At 65.3% G+C, this 17,883-nt stretch carries 16 protein-coding genes; 1 reads left to right on the forward strand and 15 read right to left on the reverse strand.

Going from position 1 to position 17,883, the window contains the following annotated elements; translation table 11 throughout:
- Positions 1 to 3 precede the first annotated feature (3 nt).
- The 13 genes from Sa4125_RS14650 to Sa4125_RS14710 all read right to left on the reverse strand — a co-directional run bounded on the left by Sa4125_RS14650 (position 4) and on the right by Sa4125_RS14710 (position 14,508).
- Positions 4 to 807 (reverse strand): CbbQ/NirQ/NorQ/GpvN family protein, encoded by an 804-nt coding sequence (locus tag Sa4125_RS14650; protein ID WP_223998903.1) that lies wholly within the window; start codon positions 805 to 807, stop codon positions 4 to 6.
- A complete protein-coding gene (locus tag Sa4125_RS14655; RefSeq protein WP_223998904.1) occupies positions 804 to 2,153 on the reverse strand; it encodes a cbb3-type cytochrome c oxidase subunit I in 1,350 nt (449 codons plus the stop codon). Before Sa4125_RS14655 ends, Sa4125_RS14650 begins: the two co-directional genes overlap by 4 nt.
- A gap of 8 nt (positions 2,154 to 2,161) precedes the next feature.
- Positions 2,162 to 2,614: a cytochrome c gene (locus Sa4125_RS14660; RefSeq protein WP_223998905.1), complete on the reverse strand. Its 453-nt coding sequence runs from the start codon at positions 2,612 to 2,614 to the stop codon at positions 2,162 to 2,164.
- Positions 2,615 to 2,875: 261 nt separating this feature from the next.
- Complete coding sequence (locus Sa4125_RS24320; RefSeq protein WP_345944278.1) at positions 2,876 to 3,295, reverse strand: Crp/Fnr family transcriptional regulator; 420 nt, start codon at positions 3,293 to 3,295, stop codon at positions 2,876 to 2,878.
- Positions 3,296 to 3,370: 75 nt separating this feature from the next.
- Positions 3,371 to 4,579 (reverse strand): IS256 family transposase, encoded by a 1,209-nt coding sequence (locus Sa4125_RS14670; RefSeq protein WP_223998301.1) that lies wholly within the window; start codon positions 4,577 to 4,579, stop codon positions 3,371 to 3,373.
- 63 nt (positions 4,580 to 4,642) lie between these two features.
- Positions 4,643 to 5,089, reverse strand: coding sequence for a Crp/Fnr family transcriptional regulator (locus Sa4125_RS14675; RefSeq protein WP_223998906.1), 447 nt, complete (start codon positions 5,087 to 5,089; stop codon positions 4,643 to 4,645).
- Positions 5,090 to 5,582: 493 nt separating this feature from the next.
- Entirely contained in the window at positions 5,583 to 6,587 is a 1,005-nt protein-coding gene (locus Sa4125_RS14680; RefSeq protein WP_223998912.1) for an FAD:protein FMN transferase, read from the reverse strand.
- Positions 6,580 to 7,149, reverse strand: a complete 570-nt coding sequence (locus Sa4125_RS14685; protein WP_223998916.1) for a nitrous oxide reductase accessory protein NosL — start codon at positions 7,147 to 7,149, stop codon at positions 6,580 to 6,582. Before Sa4125_RS14685 ends, Sa4125_RS14680 begins: the two co-directional genes overlap by 8 nt.
- A complete protein-coding gene (locus tag Sa4125_RS14690; protein WP_223998918.1) occupies positions 7,146 to 7,973 on the reverse strand; it encodes an ABC transporter permease subunit in 828 nt (275 codons plus the stop codon). The genes Sa4125_RS14685 and Sa4125_RS14690 overlap by 4 nt, the downstream gene beginning before the upstream one ends.
- Complete coding sequence (locus Sa4125_RS14695; RefSeq protein ID WP_223998920.1) at positions 7,970 to 8,887, reverse strand: ABC transporter ATP-binding protein; 918 nt, start codon at positions 8,885 to 8,887, stop codon at positions 7,970 to 7,972. Before Sa4125_RS14695 ends, Sa4125_RS14690 begins: the two co-directional genes overlap by 4 nt.
- The gene (locus Sa4125_RS14700; RefSeq protein ID WP_223998922.1) at positions 8,884 to 10,263 is read right to left on the reverse strand and encodes a nitrous oxide reductase family maturation protein NosD; all 1,380 of its coding nucleotides are present in this window, start codon (positions 10,261 to 10,263) and stop codon (positions 8,884 to 8,886) included. Before Sa4125_RS14700 ends, Sa4125_RS14695 begins: the two co-directional genes overlap by 4 nt.
- Positions 10,260 to 12,173, reverse strand: coding sequence for a TAT-dependent nitrous-oxide reductase (gene nosZ, locus Sa4125_RS14705; protein WP_223998926.1), 1,914 nt, complete (start codon positions 12,171 to 12,173; stop codon positions 10,260 to 10,262). Before nosZ ends, Sa4125_RS14700 begins: the two co-directional genes overlap by 4 nt.
- Positions 12,166 to 14,508, reverse strand: coding sequence for a NosR/NirI family protein (locus Sa4125_RS14710; protein WP_223998928.1), 2,343 nt, complete (start codon positions 14,506 to 14,508; stop codon positions 12,166 to 12,168). Before Sa4125_RS14710 ends, nosZ begins: the two co-directional genes overlap by 8 nt.
- Positions 14,509 to 14,689: 181 nt before the next feature.
- Here Sa4125_RS14710 and Sa4125_RS14715 point away from each other — a divergent pair, with 181 nt between their 5' ends.
- A complete protein-coding gene (locus Sa4125_RS14715) occupies positions 14,690 to 15,541 on the forward strand; it encodes a ferritin family protein (protein ID WP_223998930.1) in 852 nt (283 codons plus the stop codon).
- Positions 15,542 to 15,676: 135 nt separating this feature from the next.
- On the opposite strand, the gene Sa4125_RS14720 is transcribed toward Sa4125_RS14715, so the two are convergent.
- Both Sa4125_RS14720 and hemN read right to left on the reverse strand, forming a co-directional pair.
- The gene (locus tag Sa4125_RS14720) at positions 15,677 to 16,366 is read right to left on the reverse strand and encodes an NnrU family protein (protein WP_223998931.1); all 690 of its coding nucleotides are present in this window, start codon (positions 16,364 to 16,366) and stop codon (positions 15,677 to 15,679) included.
- A 161-nt stretch (positions 16,367 to 16,527) separates the two neighbouring features.
- The gene (gene hemN / locus Sa4125_RS14725) at positions 16,528 to 17,880 is read right to left on the reverse strand and encodes an oxygen-independent coproporphyrinogen III oxidase (RefSeq protein WP_223998933.1); all 1,353 of its coding nucleotides are present in this window, start codon (positions 17,878 to 17,880) and stop codon (positions 16,528 to 16,530) included.
- Between the last annotated feature and the right edge of the window lie 3 nt (positions 17,881 to 17,883).

The following is a 17,883-nucleotide window of genomic DNA, read 5'->3' on the forward strand; positions in this document are numbered from 1 at the left end:
GATCTATCCGTAGACGCTGGCGATCATGTCGCGCAGCGCCTGCGCCACCTCGGGCTCGTCCGTCAGCGGCTCGACGACGGCCGCCTGCAGCGCACGCTCGATGGGCATTCCCGCGGCGATCAGGGTGGCGGCGTAGATCAGGAGGCGGGTCGACACTCCCTCCTCCAGATCCATGCCGGAGAGAAGACGGATATGCCCGGCGAGGCGCACCAGCGGCGCCACCCGCGCCGTATCGAGCCCGCTTTCGCGGGCCACGACCGCGGTCTCGGTCGCGGCATCGGGAAAGCCGAAACTGATCGACAGAAAGCGCTGCCGGGTCGACGGCTTCAGCCGCTTGAGGATGTTCTGGTAGCCCGGATTGTAACTCGCCACCAGCATGAAGCCCGGCGGCGCGACGAGTTCCTCGCCGGTGCGGTCGATCATCAGGGTGCGGCGGTTGTCCGTCAGAGGATGCAGAACGACCGTGACGTCCTTGCGGGCCTCGATGACCTCGTCGAGGTAGCAGATGGCCCCTTCCCGCACGGCGCGGGTCAAGGGGCCGTCGATCCATTCAGTCGCCCCGCCGCGCAACAGGTAGCGCCCGATCAGATCGGCGGCGGACAGGTCGTCATGGCAGGCGACGGTGTACAGGGGACGGCCGAGACGGGCCGCCATATGCTCCACGAAGCGCGTCTTGCCGCAGCCGGTCGGCCCCTTCAGGAGAAGGGGCAGACCTTTGGCATGGGCGGTCTCGAACAGCGCGCATTCATGCGCGACGGGTCGGTAGTAAGGAAGCGCGTTTTGCGCTTCCAGGGACAGCGCGCTCATGGGGTGTCCCCGACGAGCGGTGCGGTGTTGGGCGCGATGATCTCGCGGCGCACCACGACCTGGCTGTAGATGAACAGCACGGCGCCGAGAACCACGGCGATGCCCGCCCCGAACCGCATGACGTAGAACAGGCTGAGCTGATCCTGCACGTCCATGTAGCTGTCCCCGACGATCCGCTGCATGTGGGTCTGGATCGTGCCGGCGAAGGTCAGGACGAAGGTCATGAACGCCATGCCGCCGGTCATCAGCCAGAACGAGACCATGTTCAGCACCTGGTTGTAGGGCGCACGGCCCCGCAGCAGCGGCATCGCATAGGTGATGATCGCGAGATTCATCGCCACATAGGCGCCGTAGAACGACAGATGGCCGTGGGCCGCCGTGATCTGGGTGCCGTGGGTGTAGAAGTTCACCCCGTGGAAGGTGTGCAGGAAGCCCCAGACGCCAGCCCCGAAGAAGGCCACCGTCGCCGAGCCGAGCGCCCACAGGAGCGCCGCCTTGTTGGGATGGTTGCGCCTTCCCTTCCAGACCATGATGAAGGCGAAGGACATCATCGCAAAGAACGGCACGACCTCGAAAGCGGAGAAGATCGAGCCTGTCCACTGCCAGTAGCTCGGCAGGCCGATCCAGTAGAAGTGGTGGCCGGTGCCCAGAATGCCGGAAAACAGTGCCGTCGCGACGATGACGTAGAGCCACTTCTCGACGACTTCCCGGTCGACGCCGGTCAGCTTCAGCATCAGGAAGGCCAGGATCGCGGCCATCACCAGCTCCCAGGTGCCCTCGACCCACAGATGGACGACGAACCACCAGTACATCTTGTCCAGGCTGAGATTGTCGGGGTTGATGAAGGCGAAGATCCACAGCAGCGACAGCAGCCAAAGGCCGGTCAACAGCACGCCCGTGATGGCGGTCTTCCGTCCCGCGAGTACCGTCATCGAGATGTTGATGAGGAAGATCACCGCCGCGACGAGAATGCCGCCCTTGACCCAGAGCGGCTGCTCCAGGAATTCACGTCCGCCGTGGATGCCGACGAGGTAGCCGATCACCGCCCCGAGCGTGCCGACGACGAGAATGATCAACTGGAGATAGGCCAGCTTCACCGACCAGATTTCCCGCTCCGATTCCTCGGGCACCAGGAAATACGCCGCACCGAAGAAGCCCAGCAGAAGCCAGACGATCAGCGCGTTGGTGTGGATCATGCGAATGATGTTGAACGGCAAGACCTCGGACAAGGTATTGGGCGAAATGTAGATCCAGCCTGCCAGCAAACCGCCGGCGACCTGGATGCCGAAGAGTCCCATCGCCACCAGGAAATAGGCGTAGGCTACTTTTTGTGATTGATATTTCATGGTCTTCTCTATCCGGCGTTCGTCGGCGGCCAGCCCTGGGTATCCGTCTGATCGGCCCAGCGCAGGAACTCGGCGAGACCGCGTAATTCTTCGGGAGTAAGATTGAACTGCGGCATCTGGCGGCGACCTTCGATGCCGCTGGGTTGCGCTTCCATCCAGCCGGTCAGCACCTCGTAGGCAGCCTCCGGATCGTCGTTTACGCCCCACCGGGTCATCACATTGCCAAGCTCCGGCGCGAAATAGGCGCCTTCGCCATGCAGCGTGTGACAGTTGATGCAGCTATTGCGTTCCCAGACATGCTTGCCGAGGACGACCTCCTTCGACAGAGGCATGCCTGCTGTCGAGACATTCACGACATATTGGTGGGAATGAATGGTCATGCCGATGAACACGACGATGAAGAAGATCGAACCGCCGTAGAATATGTTCCTGGCCCGCGACTTCGTAAGTATTTCTGACATTAAGACGGTCCAGGCGATTGTTGCGGATCAAATCACCCTAGGCGGCGCCTCCGGGGCGGACTTTGTTGAAACGCAAAGACGCGACCCAATGTGACCGAGCTCCTGGCGGGATGTCGGCCTTGGGACGGGCGGCGCACCCGCCTTCATCGGAGCCCCGCCCCCCATCGAAGCGCGTGCCACGCTGAATGGTGTCCAACGGGCGGAAAGCCGTATCCTCCGGCCTCCGTCGCTGCCCATCCGCTCGCACGTTGGGCGAGACGCCTATATCGCGGGTCGTGGCTGGGACGGATGAGGGCGGGGTAGAGCAGGTGTCGTCATAAGATCGCGCGCGGCGACGACGTCGAAGTAGGGCTTTCCACGATGTCCATCCCACCGGTCTGGTTGCGGGACGCCGATGCTGGCAGCCACCCCGCCCATCACGGACAGGCGGTCGGCGTCCGTCACCACGATGCGGCAGCGCCGGCTTTCCACCAGCCCGCGCTTTTCCCAGTCACTCAGCAATCGGCTGACGGTGTGGAGCGTGGTTCCGGTCATGTCGGCAACGTTCTGCCGGGTGATCGGAAAGCCGATCTCGACGCCCCCGGCAACCGCACGTCCCGATTGGCCGATCATGCGCACCAGGGCGCAGGCGATGCGTTGTTCGACCAGCTTGGTGGACAACTCGACGAGCCGGTCGCTCATCTCGTCGGCCCGGTTCCCGAAAGGGTCGTGTCCGTCAACGTGGTGGAAATTGAGTGTAGCTGAAGCGGCTCCGTTTCAGGCGACTTCGGTGGAAATCTGTTCGGGTTTTGCAGTGTTGCCCATGGCCATGAGGTCGGCCATGGGTTCGGTCTGCATGTAGCGGTTCTGGATCTGCCATTCGTCGTTGGCCTCGAGAAGGACGGCGCCGATGAGCCGGATGATGGATCCCTCGTTCGGGAAGATTCCGACGACGTCGGCACGCCGCTTCACCTCCTTGTTCAGGCGCTCCAGGGAATTCGTCGAATGGATCCGGGTCCGGTGCTGACTGGGAAAATCCATGTGCGCCAGCACGTCGGTCTCGCTGTTGTCGATGAAGGCCCCGAGCTTTGGACACTTTCCCCGAAGCTGGTCGGCGACGTGGCGCAGCGCCTGGCTGGCGCTAGCACGATCGGGCTGGGCGAAGGCTTGGCGCAGCGCGGCCGCCGCCATGCTCTGCTGCGCCTTCGGGACATACGACAGGGCGTTGCGCATCCAATGCACCCGGCAGCGCTGCCAGGAGGCGCTGAACACCCGGCGAATGGCGGCTTTCAGCCCTTCGTGAGCATCCGAGATCACGAGCTTCACGCCGGACAGGCCGCGGCGCACGAGGCTCTTGAGGAAGCTCGACCAAAACGTCTCCGCTTCCGAGGGGCCGATGTGAAGGCCGACGATCTCGCGCTTGCCGTCCGTGTTCACGGCCACGGCGATTATGGCGGCGACCGAAACGATGCGTCCACCCTCGCGCTGCTTCAGGTAGGTCGCATCCAGCCAGAGGTAGGGCCAGTCGCCAGTGAGAGGACGGTCGAGGAAGCCGCCGACGCGTTCGTCGATGTCTTTGCACAGCTTCGATACGGTGCTCTTGCCGATCCCCGACAGCCCCATGGCCTGTACCAGATCGTCGACCCGCCGGGTGGAAACGCCGCTGATCCAAGCTTCCTGAATGACGGCAACCAAGGCCTTCTCCGAGAGCTTTCTCGGCTCCAGGAACGGCGGGAAGTAGCTGCCCTGCCGAAGCTTGGGTATCCGAAGCTGCAACGAGCCGAGCCGCGTGTCGAGCGAGCGGTCGCGGTAGCCATTGCGATAAGTCGCCCGTTCCTGCGTCCGTTCGTGGCGCCCGGCGCCGATCATGCCTTCAACGTCGACCTCCATAAGGAGCTGCATCACGCTCTCGGCTATCGTTCTCAGGAAATCGCCGTCCCCGGCTTTCGCAAAAAGCTCGGCAAGCGGTAGTCTGTCCTCGGTCATCGGGTTCTCCGGTCAGGTTGAAGTCTCGCAACTCCACCTTAGCCGCCCTATCCGGTGACCGCCTCAGCCACACCTTTCAATGTCGGAATTTCCACCACGAGCGCGGACACTACCCCCGAAAGTGCGAAACGCTTCGGCCGCAAATCCGAGATAGGTGCCGGAGAAGGTCGGCCAGAGAGCGTTGGGCCAGGACAGGACAACGGAATCGTCCGCCGCGACGGCCGTGACCTGATGGGTAATCTGCCCGAGAGCCGTCCCGATACCGAACATCTGGCCCGCGGGAATGTGCAGGACGATGATCTGGCTGCCGTCGGCCGTCAGCCTGACAAAGCGGATGCTGCCGGACAGAAGGAGATGGAAACGCCGGACCGGTTGCCCTTCGTCGAAGACGACAGCGCCGCCGCGCAAGCGTCTGACCTCGGACAGATCCAAAGTCGCTTGCAGTTGCCGCTGGTCGAGGCGGACAAAAGGCGGCGAACGGCCCAATTGGGCGATATCCAACATTTTCATCGAGGCTTCCGTTCGGTTCAGCACAACGACGCTGGTGCCTCTGATACGCCATGGCCTTGCGGTGAGAGATGATGCAGATCAGCGACGAGCGATTATCTTCATCTTGTCGGCGATCTGAAATTCCCGACGGCCAGAAAAATGCTGGCCTCAGCGCTGCAGGGTCGTCGAACACGCCGGCGGCCAAGATCGGTCATCGGGGTCAAACCCGAGACCTCTCGTCGCATTCGGCTGGAGCATTCCTGGAATGTTCGCCCGGGCCGTCTCCACCGCCTGACAACGCGACATGTCATCGACGATCATGTCTCTTTCTCCCTTTCCTGGCGTCTGTCGCAACTGGCGCGAACATCAAATCGGATACAGACGCGGCGCGGGCCAGGCGGCCCCGTTCCCGACCCGCCCGGACATTCCTCCCGGAGGAAGATGCATCAAGGCCGACCGTCTCAAAGGAAGGTGGCTGGTGCCGGGGTTTCCCAACTGCCGCCGGCAGTTCGGCTCAGAGGCGCCGACCGTAGCGGACGGACGCGCCGGTGAGGGCAACGAGATCGACGCTGATGTCCGGCCACCGCTCCACCTGCCTGCCGATCTCGTCCTCGGACATCAGACTGAAGGCCGTCGACAGGGCGTCGGCGGTCATCGCGTCGTCGGCCACCACGGTCATCCGGGCGAACCGCTCCGGCATGGCGCCATGCCGGGGGTCGAGAATGTGGCCAAAACGCTGGCCGGCATCGAAATGGAAGCCGGCGGCGCTCGATGTCGCGACGGCCCTGTCCCTGATCGTCACAACCCTATCAGGCGACGTCGCCATCTCGGTGGATGCCAGCCCGATCCGCCAGCCGCTGCCGTCGAGCCTCGCGCCGATGGCACGATTCTCACCCATGTTGACGAGGCAACTGGTGATGCCTTCGCTTCGCAAGAGATCGACGATCCGGTCGGTGACATAGCCCTGCGCGATGCCGTTCAGGGTCAGCGCCATGCCCGGCCGGGCAAAGGCGATGCGGTCGGCGTCGACGAGGACGCCGTCAAATCCGACTTGCGCCAGCACGCTCTCCAGTGCCGGTGCCAAGGGTCCGGCGGGATCGGCGGCGGGCGCGGAGAAATGCCGGGCGTAGAGGGAGAAGAGCGGCTGGATCGTCGGATCGAACAGGCCGCCGCTGGCCTCGAAGAAGATCCGGCTGGCTCCCAGCAGGGCGACGAGATCGGCCGGCGGCGCGGCGATCGCGCCGTCGCGGTTCAGGACGCTCAGCGCCGAATGGCTGCGGTAGAGGCTGAAGACGTCCTCCAGTCGGGCAATCTCGGCGACCACCTGCCGGATCAGCCGCTCTGGCTTGGTCCTGTCTTCGAGATTGAGGATGAGCGTGGCGGGCGCGCCGAGAGCCTGCCCGGTCCAGACGACGGGCGCCTCACTGGCATGCGCCTTTCCGGCAAGACCAAGGAGGGGAAGCCCGGCAGCGGCTGCCATGATGCAGATCGCCCGGCGACGATCGATGCGCTCAGCCATGGTCCGGGCCTTTCATGTCATGATTGGCCGGATCGCGGTCCGCGCCGTGGTCCATCGGCACGGCGTCGCTGCCCAGAATGTAGCTCTCGGGCATCTCGCCAAATCCGACGACCTGCCCACTGTTCTTGGCCGCGAAGGCCGCGGCGTCGTCCTTGCTGGAAAACGGCACGGCTTCCTGCACGCCCATGCCGCCGCGCAGCGCGCTGCCGATGACGTAGAAGGCGGTGCGGGCATCGATGAAGTTCTCCGGCCCGGGCTTCTCCCAGCTCGGCGCCTTGCCCATGTCCGAGACGTAGATCGCGGCGATGTTCTTGGGCTCTTCCGGCAGCATGGTGAAGGCGATGGTGTCGCGGGCCGAGGAAAACCAGATCGGCTCCGGGCTCTTGTCGAGAATGACCTGACCCTTGGGGCCTGAATGTTCCAGAACGTCCATGCCACAATAGCGGCCCATGGCTTCCGCCGTCAGCGCATAGGGCGCGGGCATGCTCGTCTGTTCTTCTCCCTGGCAGCCCGTCATCAGCAAGGCGGCAACCAGAAGGGCGGCCAGTCCAGTGTGGCTCATAGCTCTCTCCTCGAGAAAATCGCGGTGGCCAGCGCGAGCGGCGCGACGACCCAGACGGCCAGTGCCGCCAAAAGGACCGGCGGGCTGAGTGCGGTGTTGCCGGCGAGACCTCCCATGCCGGAAAGCGCGCTGGCGCCTCCGGATCCCAAATTGAGAAGCCGGTAGGCATCCGTCGGATTGACGACCAGCAAAAGGTCCAGAAGTCCGGCCGGCAGGGCCTGGCCCTGTGCCGCGACGAGCGCCCCCAGCAAGGCCATGTCGTAGATCAGCACGAAGAACAGCCAGATGCCGATGGCGATGCCGCCGGCGGTGCTGCGCTCGGCCGCGATGGTGCTGACGAGATAGCCGATGGCGATGAACACGGCGCCCAGCAGCACCGAGGAGGCGATCATGGCGGCGAAGGCGACGAGACTGGCGCCGCCGATGGCGGTTCCGGTCAAAGCCAGGGCCAGAGCCGCCGCGCCGTAGCCGAACAGGGTGGCGAAGGACAGGATGATCAGATGGCCGAGGAATTTTCCGAAGATGACCTGGCGGCGGCCGAGCGGATAGCTCAGCAGCAGGAGCATGGTGCCGCGCTCCAGCTCGCCGACGATGGCGTCGTGCGAGAGCAGGAGCGCGATCAGCGGCACCAGGAAGATGGTGAGACTGGACAGGCTGACGATGACGATATCCAGCGGGGCGACGCCGACATTTCCGGTCGGCGCGCTGCCGAGAAAGGACAGCGTCAGCGCCAGAGCCGCCAGAAGCAGGGTCGTCGCCAGCACCCAGCGGTTGCGCAGGCCCTCCTGGATTTCCTTGCGGGCCATGATCCAGATGTTGTTCATGACCGTGCCTGCTGCAGGGTTAGAAAGTGGGCGTAGAGATCGTCCAGCGTCGGCTCGATGACGACGAGGCTGGTCAGCGCCGAGGGATCGGCGGTGATCGCGTGCAGCAGGGCGATCTTGCAGTTCGCCGCCACCTCGGCCTCCATCGTGCCGTCGGGGGCCAGCCTCCATCGTGTGCCGGTCTCACTCCAGCTCGGCGCCGTGCCCTCTTTGGCCAGACGCACGCTGACGCGGGTCGGCAGGTTGGCGATGCCGCGCAGATCGGCGAGCGTGCCGTCGGCGATCTTGCGCCCGCCGGTGACGATGACGACGCGGTCGGTACGGTCCTCCAGCTCGGTGAGAGCATGCGAGGACAGAAGCACGGTGGTTCCGCCGGCGCGCAGCTCGGTGATCAGGTCGTAGAAATGCCGGCGCAGGGCCGGATCGAGGCCGCTGGTCGGCTCGTCGAGCAGCAGCACCCGCGGGTGACCCAGCAGCGCCTGGGCGAGGCCGAGGCGCTGGCGCATGCCCTTGGAATAGGTTCGCACCGGCCGATCCGCGGCTTCCGCGGCCAGTCCGACCCGCTCGAACAGATCGGCCCCACCGGCGATCTCCACCCGTTTCAGCCGGGCGTAGAAGGCCAGCGTCTCGCGCCCCGTCAGCGCCATGTGGAACGACACGCTCTCCGGCAGGTAGCCGAGCCGCTGGCGCACGGCGAAATCGCCGGTTGCCGGATCCTCGCCGAGAACGCGGACACGGCCTTCGCTCGGGCGGATCAGGCCCAGCATCAGCTTGATCAGCGTGGTCTTGCCCGCGCCGTTATGGCCGACGAGGGCAACCACTTCGCCTTCGTCGAGGGTGAGGGAGACGTCCTTGACGGCCTCGATCCTGCCGTAGCGCTTGCTGGCGCCGATGATGCTGACGGTCGCCGTCATGGCTTTGCCTCGCTCGGGCGGGGGGGCGCCATCAGCGGGTGACTGTCGACGACGCCGCCCGGCAGGAGAGCCGGAAACTGCGCCTGCGCCCAGCGAATGACCTGGACCGCCGGGCTGCTGGTCAGGACCTTGGCCTGCGGCGAGGTCCAGAGCACCCGGTCCATCAGATCGTTCGGGCGGTAGGGGCTGTCTGCGACGCCATCGCCGTTCAGGTCGAAGGCGGGATTGTCGCTCCAGTAATTGCCGCGACCGTCCGCCGACCAGTCCATGTTGCGCGTCCCGACATATTTGACCTGGTTGCGGTTGTCGATGAAAGCGTTGCCGGCCATGGCGTTGCCTTCCGATCCCGCGGTGAAGTGGATGCCGATGGCGCAGTTCTCGAACCGGTTCCGGGAAAAGCGGTTCTTGTTGGCGTTGTAGATGAAGACGCATTTCTCCGGACCGAGACGCAGCCCGCCGGCATCGCCGGGGATCGCCGCACCGTCGTCGGCTTTCGGCATATCGGGATCGCGGGCGGCGGTCGTCAGCCAGCGATCGACGGGCTGCATCAGACCGATCACGCTGTTGCCGGTGATGGTCGAGCCGTTGGCGGAGTTCAGCAGCAGGCCGTGATCGCGGTCGCCATCCGAACGGTTTCCGGTGATCGTCAACCGATTGGAAAACATGATGGCGAAACCGACGGCGTTGCCGATCGAGACGTTGTCGGCGACCTCGCTGTCGTTGGTGTACATGTAGTGTATGCCGAAGCGCAGGTCGCGGAAGCGGTTGCCGCGGAACACGTTGCGCTTGCTGGCCATGGTCGCGATGCCGTCGCGCCCGAAGCGGATGTCGTTGTCGAGCACCTTCGCGCCCGGCGCATTCCAGACAGTGACGCCGTTGCCCGCAGCGCTCCGGTGGCCATCCCTCAGCCCGGTGATGCGGTTGGCGCGGGCCAGGGAATCGACCGCGCCGTGCAGATAGATGCCGAAGAGATTGCCGGTGATGACGTTCTGCTCGACCACCGCGCCGGTGGCGGTCTTGTTGACCAGCACGCCGGAATCCAGCGTGGCGAGGTCCGAACCCGAGCCGGAAATGGCCAGATGGCTCACCGCGGCGCCCGGAGCATTGATCGTGACCACGCTGCCACGGCCGTTCCCGACGATGGCGGCGCCCGGCTTGCCCGTGAGCTTTACCGCCGTGTCGATCGTGATCGGCGCAGCGTAGGTCTCGGCATCCAGGGTGATGGTGTCGCCGGGCGAAGCGGCGTCGAGGAGGGCCTGCAGCAGGCCGCCCTCGGCCGCGGTGACACTGCGGTCGGCAGCCCGGGACGGGACCGGAATGGCCGCCCCGAGGGCGGCCATTCCAAGCATGAGGGCTGCAAGACGCAGGTGGATCATGCGGACTGCGGCTCGACGAGCATGCGGCCCTTCATTTCCATGTGCATGGCATGGCAGAACCACGAGCAGTAATACCAATACACGCCGGCCTTGGTCGCCTTGAAGGTGACGGAGGCCGTGGCCTGCGGCGCCACTTCCATGTTGATGCCGTAGTTGACGATGGCAAAGCCGTGGGTGAGGTCTTCGACCTCGTCGATATTGGTGACGTAGACCGTCACCTCCTCGCCCTGCTTGACCGTGAAGCTATCCAGACCGAAGGCGGGTGCTGCCGACGTCATGTAGACGCGCACCTTGTTGCCCTCGCGGATCACTTCCGAATCCACCATGAGATCGATGTTGTCCTTCTTGGCCTGCTCGACCGCATCGGCGAAGAACGCGTCGTCGCGGCTCCACACGTTGACCGGATTGATCTTCGAGGCGTGCACGATGGTCGCGTCATGCGGTTCGGCGAAGGTCGGGTTGTCGTGCACCAGCACCATCTGGTCGCCGGAGATATCGATGAGCTGATCGCTCTCCGGCTTCAGCGGACCGACGTTGAGATAGCGGTCCTTGGAGAACTTGTTCAGCGAGATCAGCCATTTGCCATCGGCCTCCTTGGTCTGGCCCATGGAGGTGTGGTTGTGGCCCGGCTGGTAGTGGACGTCGATCTTCTGGCGGATCGGATCGACCTTCTCGCCCGCGAAGGCCCGGACGGCGTCGTCGATGTTCCACTTGCAGATCTGGCTGTCGATGAACAGCGTCGTGTAGGCGTTGCCGCGACCGTCATAGGCAGTGTGCAGCGGCCCGAGGCCGATTTCCGGCTCGGCGACGATGGTGTCGCGGGGCTGGATCTTGTCGGCGAAGAGGTCGTCGAACTTGCGCACGTCGAACACGGTGACGGTCGGGGACAGCTTGCCGGCAACGACGACATGGATGCCGTCGGGGGCCGTGTTGCAGCCGTGCGGGCTGTTGGAGACCGGGACGTAGCGCGTGTATTTCGAGCCCTTGCGGCCGTCGAGCACGGGCACGCCGCCCATGGTCTGGAAGTCGCCGTTCTTCACCCCTTCCTCGATCCGCTTCAGATCAAAGATCACCATCCAATCCTGCTCGCTCGCCATCATCTCGGCGAGGTTCACGCCGCCTTCCGAATTGTAGCAGGTGGCGAAGGCATACTTGCCCTGGTAGTCGGCATCGACATTGTCGAGGTTGCCGTCGACGATGACCTGCCAGGCGACCTTCATCGTGTCGCCGTCGAGGGCAGTGAAGATCGCGTGGTACTGCTTGGGATCGTCGAGGATCTTGCCGTCATTGGGCAGGGGAACGCCGTCCTCGCCATTGGCGAAGACATAGCCGGTCCGGGGATACTTCTGGACGCGCAGGCCGTGGACGGTGTGCTGGTTCGGCAGTTCGGTGATCTTGTCGCATTTCATCACGTCGAGGCGGATGCGGCAGACGCGGGTATTGGCCTTGTCGTTGGCATAGAGGTAGCGGCCGTCATAGGTGCCGTCGGTGAACGACAGATGCGGGTGGTGCAGATCGCCATTGCTGTAGACGCCGCCCTTGTCGGCGAGGAATTCGATGGTCTCCGGCAGGAGACCCTCGGTCATGATCTTGCGGCTCTCGTTGGTCTGCCCCCAGCCGGTCGCGCTGCAGCGGTTGAACACCGGAATGCGCATCAGCTCGCGCATCGACGGCACGCCGACGATGCGGACTTCGCCGCTCTGGCCGCTCGAAAAGAACGTGTAGTACTCGTCGAGCTCGCCGGGCTTGACCTCGTAGTTGGCAGCGCCGGTGGCCGCCCGCGCCGTCGTGACCGCGCCGCCGGGCAGGCTCAGGACGCCCCCGACCGTCGCGGCACCGGCGGCTGCCACGAACGCCGTGGACCCCAGCATCTGGCGTCTGTTCAGGCGGCTCTGGTTTTCTTCAGACATGGTCTCTCTCCTTGGTAGGTCGCAATACCGCCGGGTCGCCCGCCGCCAATTCAGCGGATTTGAGGGGCGCACCGTTGTGGGTGATGAGGGTTTTCGGCGCTGCGGCCCGTGCGGGGACGGGCGTGGACAGGGCCGTGAATTTCTCGCGCTTCAGACGCACCTGGATCATGTGCGGACAGCGGTGATCGTCGTGGTAGAGTTCCTGGCAGTGCATGCAGTAGATGCACTCGTTGACGTTGATCTGCCCCTCGGGATGGATCGACTGCACCGGGCATTCCTTGGCGCAGCGCTGGCAGGGCGTGCCGCATTCGGGATAGCGCTTCAGCCATTCGAACATGCGGATGCGGCCGGGAATGGCGAGCGCCGCGCCGAGCGGGCAGAGATAGCGGCAATAGAAGCGCTCGACGAAGAGGCCCGCGGTCAGCAGCGTCAGCGCGAACAGCACGAAGGGCCATTCGCGCGCGAATTTGAGCACGATCGCGGTCTTGAACGGCTCGACCTCCGAAAACACCTCGGCCAGCGCTACCGAGTAGAAGGACAGGCCGAACAGGCCGAGGAAGATCACGTATTTGATCGGCCACAGGCGCTCGTGCAGCCCCCAGGGCAGGCGGATCTGCGGCACCTTCAGCCACTGCGCGACGTTGTTGGTCAGCTCCTGCAGGGCGCCGAAGGGGCACAGCCAGCCGCAGAACGGGCCGCGGCCCCAGAACAGCAGGCCTGCGGCGACCGCTGCCCAGAGAATGAAGATCAGCGGCGCGGCCAGGAAGAACTCCCAGTTGAAACCGGTGATGAGCGAGTTGACGAAGGTCAGGACGTTGACGACCGAGAGCTGGGCGTTGGCGTACCAGCCGAGCCAGACCAGCGTGAAAAGCAGGTAGCCGCGGCGGATCCAGCCGAACATGACGGGCCGTTTGACCAGCCAATCCTGGAAGAAGAAGATCGCGGTGAGAACGAGCAGCGCGGCGACGGTGATGGCGATCGACACCCGGTTCATCTGCCAGATGCTGATCCAGAGCGCCTGGTCTTCCATCGGCACCAGCGCGGCCGACGGCGATGCCGCGGACGCCGCTTCCGCGGCCGGCGCTTCCACGGCCGGCGCGGCATCGGGGATCGGCGCAAGGGCTGCGACCGGGGCCTTTTGGACCGTCACATAGGCAGGAGGCAGGCTGTAGCCGAGCGTATAGGGGATGACCGCCTTGTCGTGCGTATCGACGCTGCGTTGAACCAGCAATTGCAGCTCGAAGGGCTCGGCAACATCGAAGGCGAATTCGGCCGGCACGGTGAAGAGGGCGATGTCGCGAAGCCGCGGCGCGCCTTTGGCCGCCAGCGTCGGCAGCCGCGTGTGATTGCGGTCGCGAAAGCGCAGGCCCTGGCCGTCCTGCAGAAGCTCGATGCGGTCGAAGATGCCGCCGCGGACATAGCCCGACCCCTTGAACGAATAGGCCCCCTCGCCCGCGACGACCACGGCTGCCTGACCGGGCTTGAGGCGGCTGACCAGCCGTTCGTAGCCCGCCTCGCCAAGGAGGCTCCGGCCGATGGCCGGGACGCTGACGGGGGCGATGTAGAGATCGATGAAGCGATCGTCGGCCTGCGGCGTTTCCGGCCTGTCGGCGGCTTCGGGATGGTTGGCCTGCCGGAATCCCTCCGATACCTCGCCCACGGTCATCCGCAGGCTGCGGACCGAGCCGTCGCCGATCAGCGTTTCCCAGTCCTGGATGTCGGTCTTCGACAGGTCGACCGTCTTGACGTCGGCGGCCACGGCAACGGGAGCGTCGGCCCCGGCCGTCAGCCGGTTCGTGCGGATCAGCTTGACCGCCGAGCGGATGATGCTGTCGCCCATGACCAGCACGGTCACGGTGGCGCCGCTGACGATGTCGACCTGCGGGGGCCGCTCGGCGCCCGTCGCGACGCGCGCCATGTTCCTGTCGATGATCGAATTCAGCGCGGCGACGACCCTGGCCTGCGGGATGCCGATCAGGACGATCGGCTCCTTGTGGTCGATCAGCTTGAAGCCGCGAACCACGCCCTCGGCGTCGATGCCGACGATGATGTGGATGGGCTTGCCGGAATAGCCGACGGAGCTGGTGACGTCGGAATTGAGGTAGGCATGGCCGACCAGATCGCTGCCCCGGTAGACCGGCGCCATCGGCGGCTCACCCTCAGGCCCGCCGAAACGGTCGGCGCCCTCGAACAACTCGCCCGGGCTGACCTTCTCCAGATACTCGGTCAATTGCCCGGCGGCGAAGGCCGGGGATGCCATCGATACGGCAATCCAGACGACCGCCAGAAAGGACAGGAGCCTGCGAAGTCTCTGGAAATGCAGGTTACTGGGCATCAGGTTTCCGGGCATCAAGTTCCGTCTGTTCGGCAGATCGTTGCGATCTGGCGGACAGGTACAGAGCCAATCCCGATATCTCTTTGATGTAGAACAAAGAGCCGAGCGTTTGTGTGTGACGATGTCCATCAGCGGCCCGGCCTCTCATCGCCATCGCGCCGCTCAAAATTCAGGAGCCCCCATGCCGAAGACGACGATGGAGCCCTGGCTGGTGAAATCGATGCCGGAGTTGATCGCGCTCGCGGCAGCCATGGAACAGGACGCGGTCGACGGATATCTGGCACTGGCCGTGCGGATGCGGGCGGAAAACCGCCCGGACCTTGCGGCCGTGTTCGACTCCCTGGTGGCGGAAGAACAGGGCCATCTGGACAATGTCGACCGCTGGCGTTCCGCGAGCGGGGGCGAGATGGTCACCGTGCCCGTTCTGGTGCCCGAAGCGTCCTTCGACGACGAGGGAGCCGGCGTCGTCGCGCCCGAACGCCTGAGTGCCTACCGGGCCTTCTCCATGGCCGTCCGCAACGAGGAACGGGCCTTCGTCTTCTGGTCCTACATCGCCGCGCACGCGCCGACGCCCGAGATCCGCGTTTCGGCGGAACGGATGGCGAAGGAAGAATTGGGGCATGTCGCCACGCTGCGCCGGGAACGACGATTGGCTTTTCATGCGGAACGCCGATCCGCGTCTCGAGCGACGAAAGGCGATCTGCCGGCGCTCGAGGCCCAGCTGGCCGAGCATCTCATGCAGAGGGCGGCCGGGCCTCAGGCTGACTCTCCGGGAAGATCTCACGGGCTGGCGACCGCGGCGGGAGCGCGTGCCGATCGGATGACGGCCCTTGCATTCATCGCCACGCCGCTTCTCGAAAACCTTCCAGAGGCGGTATCCGGGCACCCGATATCGCTCAGCGAGTTCCTCCTCGACTGCTATCTCGATCTGGCCGAGCGCGAGAAGCAGGAAGAGCCGCGCCTGCGGGCTCAGGCCTTCGCCGGCGAGCTGATCGCCTGTCTGCAGGTGTTGCGCGCCTCTCCGCACGCCTGACCGGCACTTCGGCGCGCGACCGGTGCGGCGCTCCTAGAGCATGATCCCGAAAGGTGGCTTCCGGCCTTCGGAAAGAGATCATGCGGAAACAAAGAACGAAAGCGGGACCGCGATTCGAAGAAAAGCCGTCCCGCTTTAGTGCGGCAGGGCGAGGAGCAGCGGATCGGCGCCGAACAGCAGCAGATGGCCGCCCGACAGCAGCCACAGCGTCGAAAGCGCCGTCGAGACGGCGGCGGCAACCATCACCCGGTCGACCCCCAGCCGGGCGCGGCCCGAAGCGAGGGCGGCAAAGAGCACGATTGAAGTCCCCGCCGCCAGCCTTGCCCAGTCGCGCCCGAGCCGCTTGCGGCTGCGCCTTTCTGTCATCGCGATGCCGCCCGCGGCAAACAGGGCAAGGCTGCCGAACAGAACGAAGGCGCGCAGGTCGCCGTTCGGCACCATATGGCCGACCGCCCACAGCCAGAAGCCCCAGAGCACCGGATGGCGCGTCAGGGCCGTGATCGCGCCCAGGGCCCCCTCGCCCGAGCGCACCGTGATCGACAGCGGGTTGATGCTGAACAGCCCCGCCAGGACCAGGAACAGGCCGACGGGCGCCGTCACCAGGGTGACCCAGCCCTGCCAGGCGGAGGGCTCCCATAGCGCCACGAACTCCATCGTCAGCGCGGCCTGGAACATCCAGGCCAGCGCCCCCACCGACGCGAGCGAATAGCCAGCAAGATAGGTCTTGCGGCCGAGACGGGTGACCAGTTCGGCACGGATACCGGGCAAGGCCGGCACGCTGTGCAGCAGCAGGAAGACGCCAAGCGCCAGAAGAAACATGCCCATCGGTTCATCCAGGCGTTTGTACGAAGTCAGGATCCGACGCCCTGACGAGAATCCCCGCGGTTCGCCTTCCCTTCGCCGTCGACCGGCCTTTCGGGGACGGGCGCGTCGGGGTCGGCAAGGCTGCAGCGTGGCTGGAAAAGCCAGCGCTCGCGCGCCCCCGGCTATGCCGCCCGACTGTGCGTGCGTCCGGACTGGTCGAGATAGGCGTCGAAACATGCGGCGACCGCCCGGATGACGAAGCGCTGCTCCTGGCGCACGCGGATGACGCCGCCGTCGATGTCGATGACGCCGTCGTCCTCCAGCATCGAGAGCCCCACATTGCCGGCCAGCAGCAGTTCGGGGTCGAACCCGTGGCGCCGACAGAGGGCGGAGACGTCGACGGCGAAATCGCACATCAGCCGTTCGATGACCGCCGCGCGCAGCCTGTCCTCGTCGGTCAGCCTGTAGCCCTTGACGGTCGCGAGACTGCCCGAGCCGATCCGTCTGGCGTAACCGCCCGGCGCTACCTCGTTCTGCACATAGCCTTCGCGCGTGCGGCCGATGGCCGAGGCGCCGAGCCCGATCAGGGTCTCGCAGTCATCCGTCGTATAGCCCTGAAAATTGCGACGAAGCGAACCGTCCTCGAGCGCCCGGACCATGTCGTCGTCGGCCAGCGCATAGTGGTCGAGGCCGATGCGGCGGTAGCCGGCGGCCAGCAGCGTCGCGGCAATCGCCTCGGCCTGCTCGTCGCGCCCGCGGCTGTCGGCCAGCGTCGCCTCGTCGATCATCCGCTGGTGCTTCTTGAACGAGGGGATGTGGGCGTAGCCGAACACGGCAAGACGATCGGGCTTCAGCGCGATCGCCTGCTCCGCGGTGTCGATGCAGGAGGCGACGGACTGGTGCGGAAGGCCGTAGATCAGGTCGAAATTGATGCTCTGCGTGCCGGCGGCGCGCAGGTTGGCGACGGCGTCTGCCGTCTGCTCGACGCTCTGCATCCGGTTGATCGCCTTCTGCACGACGGGATCGAAGCTCTGGACGCCGAGGCTGGCCCGCTGCACGCCGCTGTCGCCGAGCGCTGCGGCCATCTCCGCCGACAGCGTGCGAGGGTCGATTTCGACCGCGATCTCGGAACGGCCGGAGAAGGCGAAGTGCTCGCGCAGAAGCCCCATCAGGCCGATGAATTCCTGTGGCTGCATGATCGTCGGCGTGCCGCCGCCGAAATGCACGTGGTCGATGGCAAGCTCCTTGCCGGCGGTGGCAGAGACGAGGCGAATCTCGGCCCGCAAGACGTCGAGATAATCGAGGATCGGCTGGTCCTGCTGGCTGATCAGGGTGTGACAGCCGCAATACCAGCACATCGAGCGGCAGAAGGGGATGTGCAGGTAGAGCGAGGCACCGGCGTCGGCAGGCGCCGCGCGCAGCCATCCGGCATAGGTCGAGGCATCCGTCTCGGCCGAGAAGCGCGGCGCGGTCGGATAGCTGGTGTAGCGCGGAAGCCGGGCTTCGCCGTATTTTTCCAGGATGGCCGTTTTCATTGA

Source organism: Aureimonas sp. SA4125, from assembly GCF_019973775.1.
Lineage (GTDB): Bacteria > Pseudomonadota > Alphaproteobacteria > Rhizobiales > Rhizobiaceae > Plantimonas.